Origin of the sequence: Bacillus mexicanus (assembly GCF_050445615.1) — a bacterium.
Taxonomy (GTDB): domain Bacteria; phylum Bacillota; class Bacilli; order Bacillales; family Bacillaceae; genus Bacillus; species Bacillus mexicanus.
In genome coordinates this window covers 301,980-319,931 of sequence record NZ_JBCEYV010000004.1, presented here as the reverse complement: position 1 = coordinate 319,931, position 17,952 = coordinate 301,980, and the positions used below count along the sequence as shown (strand labels likewise).

General features: G+C 36.1%; 21 protein-coding genes and 1 pseudogene. 5 read left to right on the top strand and 17 right to left on the bottom strand.

Annotated elements, in window-relative coordinates:
• Positions 1-11: 11 nt before the first annotated feature.
• From AAGG74_RS20915 to conQ, 12 genes are all read right to left on the bottom strand, one after another.
• Positions 12-1,001, bottom strand: coding sequence for a bifunctional lytic transglycosylase/C40 family peptidase (locus AAGG74_RS20915; RefSeq protein WP_429677079.1), 990 nt, complete (start codon positions 999-1,001; stop codon positions 12-14).
• Complete coding sequence (locus tag AAGG74_RS20910) at positions 998-3,439, bottom strand: CD3337/EF1877 family mobilome membrane protein (RefSeq protein ID WP_429677077.1); 2,442 nt, start codon at positions 3,437-3,439, stop codon at positions 998-1,000. Before AAGG74_RS20910 ends, AAGG74_RS20915 begins: the two co-directional genes overlap by 4 nt.
• A gap of 3 nt (positions 3,440-3,442) precedes the next feature.
• A complete protein-coding gene (locus tag AAGG74_RS20905) occupies positions 3,443-3,769 on the bottom strand; it encodes a YddF family protein (RefSeq protein WP_429677075.1) in 327 nt (108 codons plus the stop codon).
• A gap of 17 nt (positions 3,770-3,786) precedes the next feature.
• Positions 3,787-6,282: a VirB4-like ATPase ConE gene (conE, locus tag AAGG74_RS20900; protein WP_429677073.1), complete on the bottom strand. Its 2,496-nt coding sequence runs from the start codon at positions 6,280-6,282 to the stop codon at positions 3,787-3,789.
• Positions 6,170-6,694 (bottom strand): conjugal transfer protein, encoded by a 525-nt coding sequence (locus AAGG74_RS20895; protein ID WP_429677071.1) that lies wholly within the window; start codon positions 6,692-6,694, stop codon positions 6,170-6,172. The genes conE and AAGG74_RS20895 overlap by 113 nt, the downstream gene beginning before the upstream one ends.
• A 12-nt stretch (positions 6,695-6,706) precedes the next feature.
• Positions 6,707-6,955: a transposon conjugation system subunit ConC gene (gene conC / locus AAGG74_RS20890; protein ID WP_003328173.1), complete on the bottom strand. Its 249-nt coding sequence runs from the start codon at positions 6,953-6,955 to the stop codon at positions 6,707-6,709.
• A gap of 11 nt (positions 6,956-6,966) precedes the next feature.
• Positions 6,967-8,031, bottom strand: a complete 1,065-nt coding sequence (locus AAGG74_RS20885; RefSeq protein WP_429677070.1) for a conjugal transfer protein — start codon at positions 8,029-8,031, stop codon at positions 6,967-6,969.
• Between the two features lie 27 nt (positions 8,032-8,058).
• Positions 8,059-8,208 carry a hypothetical protein gene (locus AAGG74_RS20880; RefSeq protein ID WP_429677068.1) on the bottom strand — a complete coding sequence of 50 codons (150 nt, stop codon included), beginning with the start codon at positions 8,206-8,208 and terminating at the stop codon, positions 8,059-8,061.
• A gap of 17 nt (positions 8,209-8,225) precedes the next feature.
• Entirely contained in the window at positions 8,226-8,504 is a 279-nt protein-coding gene (locus AAGG74_RS20875) for a hypothetical protein (RefSeq protein WP_429677066.1), read from the bottom strand.
• A 9-nt stretch (positions 8,505-8,513) separates the two neighbouring features.
• Positions 8,514-8,801, bottom strand: a complete 288-nt coding sequence (locus tag AAGG74_RS20870) for a hypothetical protein (RefSeq protein ID WP_072183618.1) — start codon at positions 8,799-8,801, stop codon at positions 8,514-8,516.
• 268 nt (positions 8,802-9,069) lie between these two features.
• Entirely contained in the window at positions 9,070-10,128 is a 1,059-nt protein-coding gene (gene nicK, locus AAGG74_RS20865; RefSeq protein WP_429677065.1) for a DNA relaxase NicK, read from the bottom strand.
• On the bottom strand, positions 10,121-11,569 hold the full coding sequence (gene conQ, locus AAGG74_RS20860) for a coupling conjugation protein ConQ (RefSeq protein ID WP_429677063.1): 1,449 nt from the start codon (positions 11,567-11,569) through the stop codon (positions 10,121-10,123). The genes nicK and conQ overlap by 8 nt, the downstream gene beginning before the upstream one ends.
• A 403-nt stretch (positions 11,570-11,972) precedes the next feature.
• Here conQ and AAGG74_RS20855 point away from each other — a divergent pair, with 403 nt between their 5' ends.
• Positions 11,973-12,542 carry a hypothetical protein gene (locus AAGG74_RS20855; RefSeq protein ID WP_429677062.1) on the top strand — a complete coding sequence of 190 codons (570 nt, stop codon included), beginning with the start codon at positions 11,973-11,975 and terminating at the stop codon, positions 12,540-12,542.
• 38 nt (positions 12,543-12,580) lie between these two features.
• Here the strand turns inward: AAGG74_RS20855 and helP are convergent, their stop codons facing one another.
• From helP to xis, 5 genes are all read right to left on the bottom strand, one after another.
• Positions 12,581-12,961: a helicase processivity factor HelP gene (gene helP, locus AAGG74_RS20850; RefSeq protein ID WP_087614343.1), complete on the bottom strand. Its 381-nt coding sequence runs from the start codon at positions 12,959-12,961 to the stop codon at positions 12,581-12,583.
• A 48-nt stretch (positions 12,962-13,009) separates the two neighbouring features.
• Positions 13,010-13,126, bottom strand: coding sequence for a hypothetical protein (locus tag AAGG74_RS20845; RefSeq protein ID WP_429677060.1), 117 nt, complete (start codon positions 13,124-13,126; stop codon positions 13,010-13,012).
• A 204-nt stretch (positions 13,127-13,330) separates the two neighbouring features.
• A complete protein-coding gene (locus tag AAGG74_RS20840) occupies positions 13,331-13,591 on the bottom strand; it encodes a hypothetical protein (RefSeq protein WP_429677059.1) in 261 nt (86 codons plus the stop codon).
• A gap of 53 nt (positions 13,592-13,644) precedes the next feature.
• Positions 13,645-13,896: a hypothetical protein gene (locus AAGG74_RS20835; RefSeq protein ID WP_429677058.1), complete on the bottom strand. Its 252-nt coding sequence runs from the start codon at positions 13,894-13,896 to the stop codon at positions 13,645-13,647.
• The gene (xis, locus tag AAGG74_RS20830; protein WP_429677057.1) at positions 13,862-14,092 is read right to left on the bottom strand and encodes an ICEBs1 excisionase; all 231 of its coding nucleotides are present in this window, start codon (positions 14,090-14,092) and stop codon (positions 13,862-13,864) included. Before xis ends, AAGG74_RS20835 begins: the two co-directional genes overlap by 35 nt.
• Before the next feature lie 154 nt (positions 14,093-14,246).
• On the opposite strand from xis, the gene AAGG74_RS20825 reads away from it, so the two are divergent.
• The 4 genes and pseudogenes from AAGG74_RS20825 (at position 14,247) to AAGG74_RS20810 (ending at position 17,859) form a co-directional block, all read left to right on the top strand.
• Positions 14,247-14,636 (top strand): helix-turn-helix domain-containing protein, encoded by a 390-nt coding sequence (locus AAGG74_RS20825; RefSeq protein ID WP_429677056.1) that lies wholly within the window; start codon positions 14,247-14,249, stop codon positions 14,634-14,636.
• 17 nt (positions 14,637-14,653) lie between these two features.
• On the top strand, positions 14,654-15,166 hold the full coding sequence (locus AAGG74_RS20820) for an ImmA/IrrE family metallo-endopeptidase (RefSeq protein WP_429677054.1): 513 nt from the start codon (positions 14,654-14,656) through the stop codon (positions 15,164-15,166).
• Positions 15,167-15,177: 11 nt separating this feature from the next.
• Positions 15,178-16,285, top strand: a pseudogene (locus tag AAGG74_RS20815) (tyrosine-type recombinase/integrase).
• A 302-nt stretch (positions 16,286-16,587) separates the two neighbouring features.
• Positions 16,588-17,859: a trypsin-like serine peptidase gene (locus tag AAGG74_RS20810; RefSeq protein ID WP_429677052.1), complete on the top strand. Its 1,272-nt coding sequence runs from the start codon at positions 16,588-16,590 to the stop codon at positions 17,857-17,859.
• Positions 17,860-17,952: the final 93 nt, after the last annotated feature.

Here is a 17,952-nt window from a genome sequence, read left to right as displayed (position 1 = left end):
TTCACTCCTAGTTATTTAATTCGCCCAAAAGATACAAGGTGATCTCTCCAATAACCTGATTTCAGATCAGAATATTCGATTCCACTGTCATTTGAATTAAACATTCTGCCATTGCCTACATAGATGCCGACGTGAGTAATGGCTTTCCCTTCATATGTGCCACCAAAGAACACTAAGTCACCCGCAGTCGCTTCTTTTTCACTTATTTTCTTTGTTGCCCCATGTTGTTCTTGCGCTGTTCTAGGAAGAGTGATTCCAGCTTTCGCAAAAGACCACTGAACAAGGCCCGAACAATCAAATCCAGTTTTCGGGTTTGAACCACCCCAGGCATACGGTTGCCCTTCATATTTCAAAGCTTCCTTCATGACCGTTTCATAGAAATCCATAGAGCCATTCACTGGCTTTACATTTTTATCTGAGCCTTTTACATACCTCATGACATGATCCACATAACTAGGGTCACCATAGCTTTTCCAGCCCATTTTAAAAGCTTGCAAACGGCTGAAATCAAGTGCCATTTTCTTTGTGTACTTCCCGCCATTTTTTTTGACATAGTCTATAAATCCAGAACCAAAGTTGTATGCCTGTAAGGTTAAACGAACATCACCGCCAGCCTGTTTAAAAACCTTTTTAAAATGTTTAATGCCGACTTCAATCGAACGTTCTGGGTCAGTTATGGAGTTGGGAGGTAAGCCGATACTTTCGGAGCTTTGCATGATATCTAAAGAACGCCCACCACTTTCTTGCATGGTGAGCGCCATAATAATATTCACTTGATCGAAAACGCCTTCTTGACGGGCGTACTTTTCAAATACAGCCCTAAATCGTTCGACCTCCGGTGCAATGCCAACCGTTTCATATTCGCCATCCCCACCGCCTATAAAATCGTCCCCGACTGAATTTTCTCTTGAAATCGTCATAATCACTGCGATACATAAAACAAAAAAGAAGATAAAAGGAGCCGAGAACACCAAAGGAAGAACTACCTTTTTACTTATCATCTTGTTCTTTCATCCCTTCTCAGTCGATCTTCTACTTTTGATGTAGTGCGTCTTGCAATTTCATTTAACGAGACTTGTTCAAATGTATTAACGTTTTGTTCAGTTCGCTTAATGGTTTGTGATGAAGGCTGTTTCTCTCTTAATACAGTCTTACTTTCAGCAGGTGCATCCGTCTGTTTTTTCTCAGCACGAATACCATCTGAATGAACTTTTGCGGGTTCAGATGGTCTGATTATTCGTTCATTATTGGCAATAGGTTGATTTTCTACTTTTGTAGATTGGGGACTTTCAATACCGAGCTGTGGTTCAGGTTGATTCGTCATGACTTTTTGGTCAGATCGTTTGAGGTCTGCTGTTTTCTCTTGTGCTACAGACTCACTCTTTGAAACAGAATCATCTTTCTGGACTTCAAAATCTTGTTGCTGATCTGTTTCAGGATTCTGATTTTGTTCTTCATAAACATACGCTTTCTGATCAGTACGTTCTGTATCTTTTTCATTCTCTTGTAAGACTGGTGCTCTATTAGAAGTAGTTTCATCTTCAAGTTGTAATGATGCATCGTCAGTTTGTTGCTGATTATCTGGCTGTTTAAGAAGCTGTTCAACATATTCTTTTTGATCTGTTCTAGCTGATTCATCCTTTTTATCCTGCAAGATAGGTGCTCGTTTGGATAAATCCTCATTTCCTTCATTCAAAACATCTTTCAGCATAGGAGAGTTTATTCCTTCTTTTCTCAATCTGTCTAAATGGGATTGCTGTTTATTTTCTTTTGCATTTGCAAAGGCTTCTTTTTGTTTTTGTTGTTCTTTCAATAGAGTTTGAGGATTTCGCTTCAAGTTACGGTTGTTATGGCTAGATATTCCGTTAGCAGTCTCTTTTTGCGGTGTTCTGGAAATAGCATGAGTATTATCATATCCCATAGCAGCCCCACTCGGAGAATTACCGCCGCCACTTGGAGCACCAGTTACGCCATCAGTATTTGAACTATCTTTCCTCCCCCTAAAATTCTTAGCAAAGTCAGTAAATACGCCCCCTCCGTTACCCAATGTGCTTCCTATTTTCTTAGCATTTTCCCAAGCTGGTTGAACAACATTTTGTCTCATGTTTTCCATCAAATTATTATCAACTGAAACAACTTTTCCAGCAGTCACAAACTTGATAATGGCATCCCTCTTGTAAAAAGCAATCCACAAGATTGAGGCAAGGACAGCAACATTTAAAAGATACATTCCAAAACCATTTGGCGGTATTAACTTGTCAACGATAAAACAAGTCACGTACACAAACAAAACGATTACCCCTAACATTGCTTTCAGCAGGTAAACACTCCCTAAGCGTCCAAGCGTAACAAATCCCGAATAAGCTAATTGGGGAACATACGCTAAGATGAAAGCAAATGGCACAAAGAATACAATCACTAAAGCGATAATTTGAAGCAAGAAATTAAAGAACGCTAATGCTAAAAATGGTATCCCAATGACAATAGAAGCGACTACAGCGATAAAAGACTCTCCAAGTTGAGTAAAAGCACTTCCAGCAGTCATAGGCTCATTATCATATTTTTCAATTTCAGTGTCCTTTATATATTTCTTTTTTGCTTTTTCTCCGTCTTCTGACAGCTTGTATGAAAGCAATTTATCGACCCTTGATAATTTCTCTTTCGAATCACCTCTTTCATTAATTTTTGCTTCACTTGTTTCTCCAAAGTTCACGATTAGAAATGGCTTCATCAAAGCAATGTCAAAGTAAAGATTACGCATAACCGCAACTGTGCCTTCCATTTCTTTTCCTTTTTCAATTGCAGAACTGTCTGCAAAATTGCCTTCATCATGCACAATGCCAACCAAACCATTTCCCGCAGTTAAAAGTTTTCCTTGTACTTCAACAGACAAAGCATTCAACGCTTTCATGTAATAACCAGCGTTTGACATCCAAAGCCCGCCGATCACCATGACACAAATAAATAGAATACTTCGCCGCATTGCTTCTTTTACGCTACCTCTCACACAGAACAGGTAGACAACATAGGCACACGTGAAAATAAATAAAGCTTCACCGAAATTCTTTTTCAGTGTTTTATAAACTGTTTTAGAGACGTTTGTAATAGAATTTGCGAACTCGTCAATTGGTTGCAAGTTATACAAAATATCCATTCCCGCATCAACCACACGGACAAAGTTTCCCGCAAAAGAAAAAGTGACGTTTGCCATCCCCACAAACGCCCCCTTGATTAAATCGTCAGATGCTTCATTATTCGCTTGATAACGTGATATAGGAAATCTTTTCACCTTCAATTCCACACCACCAGCCTTTTCGACTTTTGGCTGCGTTGTGGTATCTCCGTCAGCCGAAAATACTGTTATAGCTGATGCGACAGTTAAAAACAGCAACACGATAGCCGATACAATCAGAATCCTTTTTTTCTTCATCACAGCCACCTCCTAATCTAATCGAGTTAATAAATAAAATTGGTATCTAGCTTTCTCTAAATCTTTTTTCGATAGCACAACATTTTCAGGATAACGTTCATTCAGAGAAAAACAGATTGCCTTCTGATACTTCATATGTCTAAAAATCTTTCGATTCTGTTCAACTTTAATGCCTAATAATTCTTGAAGAAACTGTGCCGTTGATTTATGACCTATAAAGCTTTTGTATCGTCCTTCATAACACTTAAGCCACTGCTGTGCGTCTTCTAATGTGATTTTCTCAGCTTTATAAAATCCTGGAACTGTTACGACAAGAGAATTTAATAAAGCAATTTCCATGTACGTCTTAACCCCTTTTACAAATATTTTTCTTCCGCATATGCGACAGCTTTTTTCTCAACCGTTTTCAGAGCACCTTGCCATTCTTCGAATAAGCATTCAATCGAAATTTTGGAGGTACGGCCATAGTAATCTTTAAATAGACATTGACCTTGAAACATGGATTCCATCATTTTTTTGTTTTCTTTTGTGACCTCCATGTTCATCCATTTCAACACTTCTTCACGTTCGTTTGGTTCATCAAAGGCGAAGGCAACGCCAAAGTTTCCGGAATCCTCTTCTTTCAAAGCGTCTTTTGTGGATTGGGAAATGAAGTATTCCGCATTGTTGTATGAGCGACCAATCCGGCGCATTTGTCTTTCTACTTTTTTTCCTTGTTGTGACGTGGTAAATATCCACGCTTCATCTATAAATTCAACAGTCTGTTCATCTTGATTCATGCCGAATAGTTCGCAGAACTTACCGAGTGCAAACATGACCGCACTAGACTTTAGTTGTGATATGGTGTAGTTTTCAAGTCGCTCAGCATGATCAGGCAAATCCATATTTTCAACCTCTAAAATGGTGATTCGTTTTTCAAGTGACAATGCAGGGTTTGAACCATCATGAATACAAAGTTTCAAAATAGAATCTGACACAACCTCATTTAAATAGTCGCCAGCTTTTTGTACAGCTTCTTCCGGATGGTTCTGCATCCTCCGAATAATATCAAGTGAGCCGACCTGTTCACCTTTTTGTTTCAACTCAATTACTTCTGACGTAGCACGAAGGAAGGCTGTGTTCACATCGTCTTTCCCTTTAAAGTCATATACTTGTTCAAAAATGACTTGAACCAGCTCTTTTGCTTTCATAGGAGGGAGGAAGGAAATAGGATCAAGCGCTCCCCAGTTGTGCGTGTTTTCATGATCTAACGTGATATAGTTGTATTTCTCTAAATGAGCAATATATAAGGGGAAATTCTCTCTAATGTACTCATCATTCAAGACTCTTTGAATCCACTTTCTCATTTCCTTTTTAGGGTCTATATACAGAGATTTGATGTTTAACATGCTGATATAGTTAAAGATCAATTTCGCTAGATATGACTTGCCGTTTCCTGTGTCTCCTGTGATTAAGCAGTGAGGAGAACGTGTCTTTGAACCTTTTAACTGCTGATTCGCTAAGAAAGGGTGGAATAAGACAAAATCACGGCTGGACATAATGGCACTTTCTAAGTCGGTGTGCTCTTGGAAACGATCAACCCAACCGAGAAAGAACCCGATTTTCGAACCAATATCAGAGTTAACAGCAAACAGACTTTCTGCCACACCGTCTTGCGTTGTTTTTTGAATCCAGTTCTTATCGGTTATGTCTAACTTTTCACCAGGAAGCATTTTATAAAAAAGGTTCAGTTGATCAGCCACCGGAAGCCGACAAGTAATGCCAGCGCCTTTTAAATGCCTTTTCACAATCGTTGCTTTTCCCACACATTCTTTTTTTGTCTTTCCATGAACGACTATCACTGACAGCCAGTTCATCACATGCACATCTTCTTTCTTTATTTCATCTTGTAAATGCCTTATCATTGTGGCACTTGTGACAGTTGAAACATCACTTCGATCGCCTGTGCTTTGTTGTTCTTTTTGTTCTTCTTTCAATTGCTGTCTTTTGAGGTTGAGGGCAGGCTTGGTAATGGACTTTGATTCCGTTTGAATTTTCATCTGAACTTCAACAGGGAAGGGAAGAGACTGTGCTTCATAAAACAAATCACTTTCCGACATATTGTGAAGAAATTCGTCAATCACGACAAAAGCTGAATAGCCTTCATCTTGGTCACTATGCAGATGTAAAACTGATGGGTCAGTGGGGTCTATGATCGTGTTTGTAATAGAGCGAACATCCTTTATCTCACTTTCTTCATTCGTTTGGTGCTTTAACCCACGTACAAAGTGATAACGGTTAATGTATGTCATTTCTGTTTCTGAAAGCCGTTCTCCGCGAACAGAAGCCATGATATTCGCTAGTGTTTCTTCGACTTCCTCATATTTTTCAAAAAAAGAGGTGGAAACATTTTGTTCCCACCCGAGCATTTTCACGACTGTATCAGTCGCCGTATTGAAAAAAGATAGGATATTGTCTTTAAGTTCGACACTAATATTTACAAGACTGCTTTTCAGTTTTACACCTAATATGAAGTCATACTTTGTCAGCCTTCCTAATCGCTGTTCTAACAGCCTTACCGTTTCTTCATTGTAGTAACGTGCCACATCCATTGCATCTGCCGCAATATCTGTTTCTAAATCCTTAAATCGTTTTTCTAATTCATACTCACTTGGATACATCATCAAGTGAAAATCCTCATAAGATGTAATTTCTTCAAAAAGATGCTGCCACTTCTTCTTATACGATTCAACTTTTTCTCTATTTTGCATAGGAATCGAATTGCTTTTTATTCGGTAGTACGCCCACACGTCGCCCGTTCTTGTTAACAGTAAATTCTTGTGTATTGCCTTCATAGGCGTTTTTAATCTCATTTGAATAATCCACCACCTTCACAAGTTTTTGAAACTCAATTTGTTTTTCGTTACTTAAATCAACCTTTCGGTCATTGCAATACTTCTTTTGTGGAAGCTTTATGAAGAAGTAATATTTTGCGAAATCAAAGAAATATAAATAGATGTTTTTTCCTTCCGGCTTTATTTTCGTCACAAGCATCGTTAAAAAAAATGGTATTCCAAAAATCACGATGACGTAACTATTATCAAAAGCGTGAGGAAAAATCATCCTCACGCCGTACCAGAACCCAAAGCATAGGCCAACAAAAATGAAATAGTTAATAGCCGGTATTAACTCAACTGCAAAGGGTAACGAATAATTTTCGGTTAATTGCTGAATTTTTTTCGGCTCTCTCATTGCTTTCCGGTAGTTGAACACCAGACGCCCCATTCAGATGCCCCCTTACAATTTTTCCATTAGCGCATTGATCCAGCCGGAGAATTCTGACCAATGTTTAATAACCCACGTTACCGCACTGCCAATACAGCAAACAAAGATGATGCCGCCCATTTTTAATTTCATCAGATTTTTTGCGGCTATGAACATGACCACGATCGTAATGAATTGGATAACAACATCTGATGCCCAACCTTTTACCCCTCCAAGCGTTGGAAGGTCTGCGCCAAGAATAAAGAAATTCATGAAATCCATATTTAAACCTCCTATTGATGTTTGAGTTTATTTACATAAAACTGACCGCTGTTTTCCGTAATCTCTAAACTAAATTTTTCATTTACGGGAATATCATTTTCTTTTTCCTTAAATCGAACAGCACAAAAAACCTCGAAACCTTTTTTCGTCTCGAAGATTTTCATTGACTGCACTTCCCCAAATAACAAGTTTCCTTCCAACGCTTCCGGCTTTTTCATCATATAAACCATTTCTTCTTTCTTTTCAGAAGCGTATTTCTCGAAGAAAGTATGAAGAAATGATTCGATAGATTCTTTTTTCTCGCCTGCATATTCGTCTCTAGTGTCTTCTTTGCCCTCAGAAGCAATATTGCCTTTCAGATCATAAATCTGTGTAAAGTAAGGAACAGCAGACACCGCAAAGGAATCACCTTTATTTGTGACTGGAATATTCAGCAACATTTGTTTTTCAGATTTCTCGTTTGTTTTAACCTTTTCTTTTACCTTCTTTTTTTTCTTTCCGTCTTTAACTTCTTTTTCAACTTCCTTCTCTACAGGGTAGAAATTTTCATATGTGACCTTATATTGAAAAAGGCTGTTTTTATCACCTTCTTTCACGTTATATAAGCTGTAACCCTTTAACTCTCGATCACCTTTTAAGCCATCCACATTAAAACGATCTTCATCCTCAAAATGGTTATCTTCCTGTTTCACCATGTAGCTTTCAAGGCTCTGCATGCGTTTTTCAATAGATTCTTGATCGTTCTTCACATTCACATATTCATTGATGAACCCTGACAGAAAGTTTTCAGCAGCAGCCACCGAAATTTTTTGTTTATCTTCATTTGTTGGCTTATTCGCTTCGTCTTTCATGTCATTAAGTTGGGATCGAGTATTAATTGAAAGGAGCACAGCAAGCATACAGATAAACAGCAAGCCCCCAACACAAGACCATAATGTAACTGCGATCAGCTTTGACCTGTCACGAGGTACTTTTTGTTTGTCTTTTTCCGGTCTTTCAATTCGTTTCAGCTTTTGAAAAGCAGACCGAAAAAAGGATTCTTCTTTTTTATCCAAGTCAATTTCTTTATGAAGCAATTCGATTCACTCTCCTTTCATAGATTTCTAAGCACTTTCCTCCTGGTTAACTTTGATGTTTTTTGTCATTTTCAAAATGGCTCTCGCCATTTTTTCATAGTTTGGTTCGTTTAACTCCGTCACGATCACTTCCACTGGTTTACCTTTAATCTCAACGACCTCAACACTCTGTTTCATGAAAGACCTCGCTTTCTTCAAACCTGTTTTGTTTTTTTAAGGAATAATAAAAAGGATGCTACACGATGTAACACCCTTTTTATGCTTTGATTCTCTATATAAACTTTTAAACTAGTCATTCGACCGTCCGGCAAATATTTTGTTTTATAAAATGTATAACGGTATTCAGCAAACCCTTTTACTCGTTCTCCTTCAACAACCAACATGCAATCTCTGCTTAAACTCCTTACAAAAACTAAAGAGGGAATACCAACATTAAAGCCCATTCTTTTGAAGTGATTATCTACCGCTGACATCCAACCACCTCATTTTGGAAAGCTATCATAAGACCTCAAAATTTCAAACTCAACATTAACTTCCTCTGTTTCTTCCTCTTCATCTTCACTTTCAGGAATGAAAAAGACAGCAGATACAAAACGTATAATATCATCCTTTAAAGGAGATTCAGATTCAAGTAAAATCCTTTGACCTTGTTCATAATAAGGTACTGTTTCTAGCAATTTTTCAATAAATGTCTCAGCTAATCGCAATAAACCAACCTTCTCTAACTCACTTTCTAAATATGCACGATTTAACAAATTTACGTTCAACATTTAAGCACCTCTTTTTAAATTTCTTGGGCTTTGCCCAAACCCACCAACGTATGCACGTTGGATTGCTGTTAATCTAGCCCCCTATTCCCCCGAATCATCGGGGGACTCCCTCGCCGGTAGGCAGGAACAAACGGTTGTTTGTTCAATGCCAAGAGGGTTTGGTTGGCGCTGAATATGTCAACTCCTTATCCTCACTTTGTTCCGGTACCGTTGACACATACGTTTAATCGCATCACTTATGTTCATAAAGGTTTAGCAGCTTGTTTTTTCAAACGACCATATCAGCAACATCAGCTATAAACACATTCAACATTTGTTCATGTTTTTTCGCCAGTTCAGCTTCTACGATCATATCTGACAGATCAGTTTGCCCTAGATGCTTATCAGCTTCAAGCACCATTTTCATAGTGGGCGCGCAAGAGTTACGAAGCCAGTTTCTTGATTTTTGGTAGAAGTCTTTTTGTGGTTTGACGTACAAATGGAGTCTCCCAACATCACCTATAAATTCAGACCAAAAAAGGCTCGTTTTCCAATGCTCTCTAGTGATGTTTTCATCAGCATCAACGAACCTTACATAGTTATTAATAATTTGCATTGCGATTAAGGTTAAATCCTTTGTTTTCAATAAAGCATCTATGGCAACTTGTGCACGTTCATTTTTAAGCCGCAGTTCATAACGATTCCAATCGCCTAGTTCTTTCAACGGAATGTTATACTTTTCTGCTTGTTCATAATTTTTTTCGTAAAAGCAAAGGTACGCTTCTGACTTTTTAGAACCAAAATATATTGTCGTTCCACCTGTATTGCCATCAGATAGATCAAAGGAGCCATTGAAATCCGATTTTCTAAATCGTGAAATACATTCGCCCTTTTGGGCTTTCTTCAATAATTCCGGTATAGAGAAGTACGTCTTTTTATCATCAATCGCCAAATCAAAGCGAGTAAATGAACCACCTTGCGCCATGCAATCTTGAAAGAAGTCATACCATGTTTTCTTCCGACATTCCAAGAAGGATTCAAACTGACGACAACCTTGACCGGACATTTCTATCAAAACACCTCTGTTATCATCCGGCGCAGAATAAAAGACTTTGATATAGTCCAGTTCGTACGTACCAACGTAGCCATAGAAACCAGACGATTTTTCAGTCATAAAGTCTTTGTTAAGGTGAAGAATTCCTTCAATAATTCGGTCAACATCATGAGTTTTAAAAGAGACTCGAATATAGTCAACCATTGATACCAAAGGACTTTCAACGGTTTCATTTTCTTCTTTTACGATTACTACCCCCCTGTTAGCGTGGGGGGGTTGTTTTAGCTCATCCATTCGCTTCGCTCACTCCTTCGCCGCTGGCCGTCTGGTCGCTTACGCTGCCGCTGGCCGTCTGGTCGCTTACGCTGCCGCTGGCGACTGCCGTCGCCTGCGCTCCCGCGACTCCAACTAGCGCATTTTTAATAGATGACATAAAATCATATCTTTTCGGCACGATAGGGCTGTAAAACTCCAACACTGAACCTGTGCCCACATCGGCATAGCCTCGCCCTGTCTCTTTTTTATTTACGTATGCTTTATCAACATCGCCAAACATCATTCCGTAACCCGTATCAGACATTAAACCTAATGACACACGGAAGCTAAACTGATCACGAATACCGTCAGCTAAATATTTTGCATCTGGACGTTGTGCGCCTAAAACGAGAAAATACCCCGCCTGTCTCCCCAACATGACCAACTGTTTCATGTAAGAAAGGGCTTCGTTTCTTTCTTTCATATCTAATAAATCCATAAACGCCACATATTCATCAAAGAAGATAAAAACAGGTTTTAAGCCTAAATAGGCATAATTTTCACCTGTCTTATAGTTAGACATTCGCTTCATTTCATCCATTCGTTCCATCATGCCATCTACAGACTTTCTCAGGCACATAAGAATACCGTTCTTTTGGGAATAGACCTTTTTCGGAAGTATTTCTTCCAAGTCTGCTAAATCTGCATTTTTAGGGTCTAGTATTCTTACATCTGCCCCCAGTCCAACACATGCCTTAATGATCGTTAGCATGAAGTATGTTTTCCCTCCACCTGTACCACCCGCAATAAGCATGTGCGGCAACTTATCAAATTGCCATGAGATATGCTTCATTAACGGAAGGACTCCATTCTCAGCTACTGCATCATCAATGGAAATACGATTCTTTTTGACATCGTAAAGAAGTTTAAAGCATACAAAACCTTCTTCCATTTGTTTATCAACCAAGTCACAAAATAAGCCGTTTTCCAAATCCTTTCCTAAGTCTAGGAAGCGATTCTGAAAACGGCTCATGTCCATAGCAATACGAATATAAATGTGGTTGTTTTTGACCTGATAATACATTCTAGGAAAATAAGTGATCTTTTCCTTTGTGTCAGTTTCATTTGAGAAGAGTTTTCTTACTTTCACATTTTCTTTCTCGTAATACTTATTGGAGAAAATCATTTTTGCGATCTTTTGTCTGTGAAGGATTTTCTTATAACTATCAAAGAAAAGAAAATAGGTTGCAGCTATGCTTCCAACAGCAATTAACACAGAGCATAAAACGCTTTTAATGATTAAAGGCACAGTCCATTCAAAGTGTTTTATCACTTGAGATAGATCAAAATGAATGAGTTGTTCTCTCCAAAAGAGGAACATAGACAATAAAAAAACAAGCACAAAGATAATTGCGCCTGCTAATTTTACGTTATTTCTCATGTGCGGGCGGATTCTTTTCCCCCTATTTTTCCAAAACATCGTCTTAAGTTTAGAAATGATAACACACTCCTAACGTTTAGTTTGATTTCTTTTTTTCTCACGCCACAAGTTCATTATGTCTATGATTAAAAACTGACCACCAAACATAACAAATATACAAATTGATAGAAAAATAGTGATGAAAATATCAAAAGGCAACCACCCCACAGGTTTACGATACCAGGTGTAAAACAAGAAAAATAAAACCCACAAAACAACACGAACAATTATTGACAGTGTTGGTTTTGTTTTGAATTTCCCTAGAAATTTTTTTATAATTTTCAAATCCCCCTTCAATTTATAGTCACTGAACATCTTTTCACCACGTTTACCACCCATCCAATAAATGATAAAATATACACATTTAGTATTTTAAATTAATAATTTTGAAAGGAAATATTATATGTTTGACAAACTCATAGGATACTATTTCAAATTATCAATATACTTAACTTATCTTCTTTTATTTAGTATTATCTTGGCTTCATTTCATCCGCAAGTCTTCACACACTTTTTTACTGCAATTTTAAAATTTATTCCAGTATCAATTATTAACTATTTTACAGAAAAGAATATAAACCGGACTGATGTATTTTATATTTTCACCGTTATTTCAGCTATTTCAGGGATAGCAATAATATGGAATTATTTTTTTCCTAGAAATTATATTGGAAAGATGCTCGAAAAGGGCATAGACATAAAAAATTATCCATCATTCCATATGGCTTCTATCCATAATAAAAGTTCTGAGTTAACTACACTTGCTCTACTCAGTATTATTTTGTTTTTACAAACAAATGTTACATCATTCTCAACATTTAAAAGCTTAGTATTGAGTTTACTAATGAATGCTCCATTTGTTTTTCTTTTTTGTTGCATTGGTACAGCAGGAGCTATGCTTGAATGCGTAATTTTAATCATGTCTGGTTTTGGAACTACTATAAATGAGAAGAAGGATCAAATTGAAAAATAGCGTGCCATTTTATACTATAGGCACGCTATTCTTTTTATTTACTTCTTATCATTCCCACTAGTTGCCGCCGCAGGTTTCACAGAAGAACCGCCTTTTACCACAATATCATCAGCTTCAAGTTTCCACATCACATTGGCAAAGGTTGAATCCCTTTGACTAGTCGCCATAGCGCTAATTTTTGGGTTTTTCAACTCAATATCTGCAAAAGGAGGAATTTCTTTTGCCCCAGCATACTCGGGAATAGTTACCTCAATTTGACCACCTTGCACAGCACTAGCAATGTTATAAACCCTAGATTCCAGCACGTCAGTACGCTTATTGTTTTCCCGATCATAAACATATCTTTCTTTGTTAAGTCCCATGAATTTCATGTCTCCAAAAGTCATATTGATATCCGGTACAATAAAGTTTAAGTTCATTTTTCATATCCCCATTTCATTTTTTTATTATTTATTTTCAAAAGAACATTAAATTTCTATTTTATATTTTGAATTCGCTCCGGTTCTGTATCCATCCTGGCGCTTATCAGTTGCTAACGGCTTAATGCCCTCATAGCAACCTAGTAGGCTAATTATAGCCATCAAGCTGACTACAGCTATTCCGCACGCTTATTCTAGCCTGCTACAGCATTTAAAGTGATTGCTGTTCATCACTCAAATACTCACGCATGACTTTTCATCAAGAATGCCGTATAATAAAAGTGTCTAGTTTTTATTGCCGGCGTTCTTGATGATTATTCGTCAAGGCGCTTTTTTTGTCTGTATGTAGTTTTCAAAGAACAAACACTCCTAGCGACATAAGTTATACAGATCATCGTTATATAAAGTAAACACCTGGTTTTCCTTCTTACTCATTGGTCGAGTAGACCAGATACACCACCAATTCCAGCCTTTTAACAGCTCAGATACTTCTTTATTAGCCTTCAAATAATTATCAGCTTCAACAACGAATGTTTCACAAGTGGCATAGTCTTTAAAATGATTCAAATCCTTATCAGCCTTTAAAGCTTCAACATCAGTAATGATTGTTGCATTCACCCTTATTTTCATTGCATCTCCCCTTTCAAAGGATGCTTAACGGCTCCCTATAGTGGTATATAACGTCACACTATGGATGATTGCCGCAGCTTTTCAATGTCTTTTCTTCCAATGCCGTAATGCTTACATATCCTGCGATATGAAACGCCTTTTCGCAGTAATTCATTAACATTTTCATTTGTTAAGGGTAGGTTTAAATAATGATTTATGATGACGGAATTCAGAGCAATTTTTATTCTTACTATCCAATCACCTTCCATTTGTCTGGCCAACGGAATCGCTTTACGCATAAATGAATGAGTTTGGCTTTGGTTCATAATGATCATCCTGTTCCTGTTTTCTGCTTTTATAACAATACCGTTCTTCAAATTTTGCACGATTAACTTTACCTTGAATGACCATATAGCCGTCATTCTCCATTTCTTTATTAAGTATTCGAATTATTTCATACGCCTTTGCTTGCTTCACACCTAAAATATTTTGAATATCCTTTGCAGTCAAAAACTCATTCAAATTTACCACCTCCAAAAAATGCGTATAATCATTAACTACCCCTATAATAAATGACTATACGCATAATGTCAACACAAAAAATGCAAAATACGCATATTTTCTTTTAAAAAAATATGACTAATTGTAATATAAAAATAAAAATGAGGTCTTAAAAATGAGTTTTGGTCATAAATTAAAAACTTTGAGAAAACAAAGAGGATTAACCCAAAAAGAATTAGCTGAAAAATTATTCTTAAGTCAAAGTTCCATAACAAGGTTTGAGAAAGACGAAATCCTACCTACAAGTGAAACATTAAGTAAGATTGCAAATTATTTTGATGTATCTATTGATTTCTTATTAGATAGAGATAGACCTCAACCTCCTCAAAAGAAAAACTCTAATCTAGAAAAAGCATTTAATGAAGCAATTGAGGAACTTAAAGACGAAGAAACACTTCTCTTTATGAAAAATGGTGATATTGACGAAGAAACAGCTGAATTAATAAAAAAAGCATTAAAGAATGGAGTCCGGTTTGTTAACGAAATGAAGCGCAAAGACAAATAATAAACATTGAAAGAGTGATGAACATTTACACTTCAAAAAGTATAAAACACAAAGCACAAGAAATTATTAAAAAAAATAAAACAAACAATGTAAGTATCATTTGTAACAATTTAAGAATTTTTCATTTAGAAAGTAACTTAGGCAACGTAAATGGCTTCCTTCAATACTGTGAAGAGGAAGATGAGTACATAATTCACATCAATGAAAATGCCAGTTACAGAAATTTTGTTATTGCCCATGAACTTGGGCACTTTTTCCTCCATAAGAAATTGAATTCTTTTAAATTATCAAATTGTTCACTCATCTTGGAAGAAAAGTTAGAACATCAGGCCAACTTATTCGCTTCTGAACTTTTGGTCACTGATAAAATGATTCAAGATGCAAATATCAACTTCAATGAATATACGTTAAACGACATTGCAACTTATTTTAAAGTCCCTACTTTTGTAATCAAACATAAAATTGAGCAGCTGAAATTTTCTTCAAAAGGTTTCAACGTTTTCGATAATAAACTAATAGCACAATTCTAAGGAGCAAAGTAATGTCTATAAGGAAAACTAAAGATGGGAGATATAGAATCGACGTTAGTCTTGGTTTTGATCCAGTAACAGGAAAACGCAAAAGAAAAACAATGACCTTAAAAACGAAAAAGCATGCTGAAGAAATGTATCATGCAATAAAAAAAGCACACAGTGATGGTTTGCTAATAAGCAATAAGGAAATCAGTTTCTCTACACTAGTAAGTATTTATTTGGAGCAATGTAAGCTTCACCATAAGCCTAATTATTATAATATTGAAAAATATACAATAGAAAAACATATCATCCCACATTTTGAAAATTGTATCGTCAAAAAGGTTACTCATAATGAAATTCAAGACTTTCAAAAATTACTAATTGATAAAGGACTTGAAAACAAGACAATAAACAACACAATGATCATTCTCAGCAAAATTTTTGATATAGGTATCGTAGAAGATGTTTTAATCAAAAACCCATGTGCAAAGGTGAAAAATTTAAGTGTTGTCAAAAAACAGATGAAGTTTTGGACTCCTGATCAGTTCAAAGAATTTATTAGTCTCATAGAAAAAGACGAATTTATTTTTAAGGTGTTCTATACGACCGATTATCTGACTGGAATGCGCTTAGGAGAAATTTTAGCACTTCAATGGAAGGATTTAGACAAGTTTAGAAGAGAAATCAATGTATACAAAGCTTTAACATATATAAACCAAGAATATATAATTACATCTCCAAAAACTAAAAATTCTATTCGCCGTATAAGTATCAATTCAAAACTTATAACATTGCTTGATGAATGGAGACGACATCAGAAGGAAATCTTTGATGAATTAGGAATTCATCAATCAGAAGAAACTTATATGTTCCAATACAAAGACAGACCACCTACCAAAGATATCTTCAGTCGAAAAATAAAACAGATTTGTCAAAGAGGAAATGTTGAGCCTATCCGTTTCCATGATTTGAGGCATTCACATGTAGCCTTGCTCATCCATCAAGGGGAAGATTATTTAGTAATAAAAGAGCGATTAGGACATAGTTCCGTTTCTTTTACAATGAATACTTACGGACATCTTTTTCCTAACAAACAGAAGGAAACTGCAGATCGTTTTGGATGACTTACTTTAATTAAGTAACTGATAAATTTGATGAACAAGCCTCTCTTATTTTTTGTAAAACAAATTAAAAATATCTATCGCTTGAGAAATGTCCCTTTACGAAAAAATTTAAGCATTTAATCAAGAAATACAAGTTAGATATCTTAATTTTTAGACACTTTAACACAATTTCTTTAAAGCAAGATATTTACAAAATAAATAATTAGAATACGTATATTTAATTTATACTGACTAGTTTTTTCTAAGTTATAGTGAATAAAAATTAAAAAAGGATTGATACTATGTGAGATAAACTTATTAGGAGTGATATTCATGAAGAAAGCAATTATAAGACGTTTAAATGCTGAAGAATGGAAAGGTAATGATCAAAGCCTAGATACCTTTCGAAGTAAAGAAAATTTTAATGAAAAGGTAATACTAAGTAGTACTGATGAAAAAATTATTGATATTAATAATTTAATGAGTATTGCTTGGCTTACTCGTGGTCTTGAACTAGCTAAAACAGTGGGGCGAGTTAATGTACCAGGAAGTGGATACGGAACTGGTTTTTTAATATCACCTGATTTATTGATCACAAATAACCATGTCATTTCCAGTGTAGAAGAAGCTTCTCGATCTTTCGTAGAATTTAATTACGAATTAGATTGGAATGGAAACCTTAAACCCAGTAGGCGATTCGAAGTTGATAGCACTGTCTTTCGAACTAATCCAGAACTGGACTACACAATAGTAAAAATAAAAGGTAATCCGGGACAAGAATTTGGATATATTGACCTTAAAGATATAGCAACTCCAAACATTAACGAAAATGTTGTTATTATTCAACATCCCGCAGCAAGAACAAAAGAAATTGCTTTGACAGATAATATAGTAAAAGATATTGTAGGTAACAAATTTCTTCAATATACTACTGATACTGAAAATGGTTCTTCAGGATCTGGTGTATTTGATACAAACTGGAAACTGGTTGCACTTCATCATAAAGGGGGGCAACTACCAAATTCATCTGGTGGAACACACTTTATAAATCAAGGTATATTAATATCACGTATATTACAAGATGCCCGAGAATTCCTCGGTTTACATGATGAACTCTTAGAATTGGCCTTTGGTCAAATGAAGGCTACCCTTGTAATAGCGATAAATGAAATAACTAAGCCTGAAGAAATAGGGAGTTGGAGTAAAAAATTAGATAGCAGCTACTCTCAACTAACTCCTATACTTAATAATTGGGTTCAAACTCATAACAATAAATATGAATTAGAGCCACTAACTGTAGCAGCTGCTGGTGTTGCTATTGGCGCAGCCATACGCCATTGGGGGAACAAAAACGAATCAGCAATAACTAAGTCATTTGAATCGATTATCCCTAAAGAATTAGAAACATTGGTAAGTCCTTATCGTGATAGTCAATTAATGCCGAGTGAAATATATGAAAAAGTATCCGGGAAAATTCTTAATAATTTAGAAATGTTATTACCAATACTTAATATCAATGCAAGAGAAGATTTTGGACTGGCGACTGTATTTTTAACTGGTGTTGTTGTCGGAGCAAGTGCTTATGACGGGAAAAAGTTATTTTAACCAATGCTACAGTAAATCAGTAAGCTTACTTTAAGTAACTGGTGAGTTTTGGTGAGAAAGTCTTCTCTCATGGCCGTATTTTCCACATAAAAA

Bases quoted from the DNA above. Each gene is read 5' to 3' on its own strand.
- AAGG74_RS20915 (WP_429677079.1), bottom strand. From the start codon at position 1,001: ATGATAAGTAAAAAGGTAGTTCTTCCTTTGGTGTTCTCGGCTCCTTTT.
- AAGG74_RS20905 (WP_429677075.1), bottom strand. From the start codon at position 3,769: ATGGAAATTGCTTTATTAAATTCTCTTGTCGTAACAGTTCCAGGATTT.
- conE (WP_429677073.1), bottom strand. From the start codon at position 6,282: ATGAGATTAAAAACGCCTATGAAGGCAATACACAAGAATTTACTGTTA.
- AAGG74_RS20895 (WP_429677071.1), bottom strand. From the start codon at position 6,694: ATGGGGCGTCTGGTGTTCAACTACCGGAAAGCAATGAGAGAGCCGAAA.
- conC (WP_003328173.1), bottom strand. From the start codon at position 6,955: ATGGATTTCATGAATTTCTTTATTCTTGGCGCAGACCTTCCAACGCTT.
- AAGG74_RS20880 (WP_429677068.1), bottom strand. From the start codon at position 8,208: ATGAAACAGAGTGTTGAGGTCGTTGAGATTAAAGGTAAACCAGTGGAA.
- AAGG74_RS20875 (WP_429677066.1), bottom strand. From the start codon at position 8,504: ATGTCAGCGGTAGATAATCACTTCAAAAGAATGGGCTTTAATGTTGGT.
- AAGG74_RS20870 (WP_072183618.1), bottom strand. From the start codon at position 8,801: ATGTTGAACGTAAATTTGTTAAATCGTGCATATTTAGAAAGTGAGTTA.
- nicK (WP_429677065.1), bottom strand. From the start codon at position 10,128: ATGGATGAGCTAAAACAACCCCCCCACGCTAACAGGGGGGTAGTAATC.
- conQ (WP_429677063.1), bottom strand. From the start codon at position 11,569: ATGTTTTGGAAAAATAGGGGGAAAAGAATCCGCCCGCACATGAGAAAT.
- AAGG74_RS20855 (WP_429677062.1), top strand. From the start codon at position 11,973: ATGTTTGACAAACTCATAGGATACTATTTCAAATTATCAATATACTTA.
- helP (WP_087614343.1), bottom strand. From the start codon at position 12,961: ATGAACTTAAACTTTATTGTACCGGATATCAATATGACTTTTGGAGAC.
- AAGG74_RS20840 (WP_429677059.1), bottom strand. From the start codon at position 13,591: ATGAAAATAAGGGTGAATGCAACAATCATTACTGATGTTGAAGCTTTA.
- AAGG74_RS20835 (WP_429677058.1), bottom strand. From the start codon at position 13,896: ATGAACCAAAGCCAAACTCATTCATTTATGCGTAAAGCGATTCCGTTG.
- AAGG74_RS20825 (WP_429677056.1), top strand. From the start codon at position 14,247: ATGAGTTTTGGTCATAAATTAAAAACTTTGAGAAAACAAAGAGGATTA.
- AAGG74_RS20820 (WP_429677054.1), top strand. From the start codon at position 14,654: ATGAACATTTACACTTCAAAAAGTATAAAACACAAAGCACAAGAAATT.
- AAGG74_RS20810 (WP_429677052.1), top strand. From the start codon at position 16,588: ATGAAGAAAGCAATTATAAGACGTTTAAATGCTGAAGAATGGAAAGGT.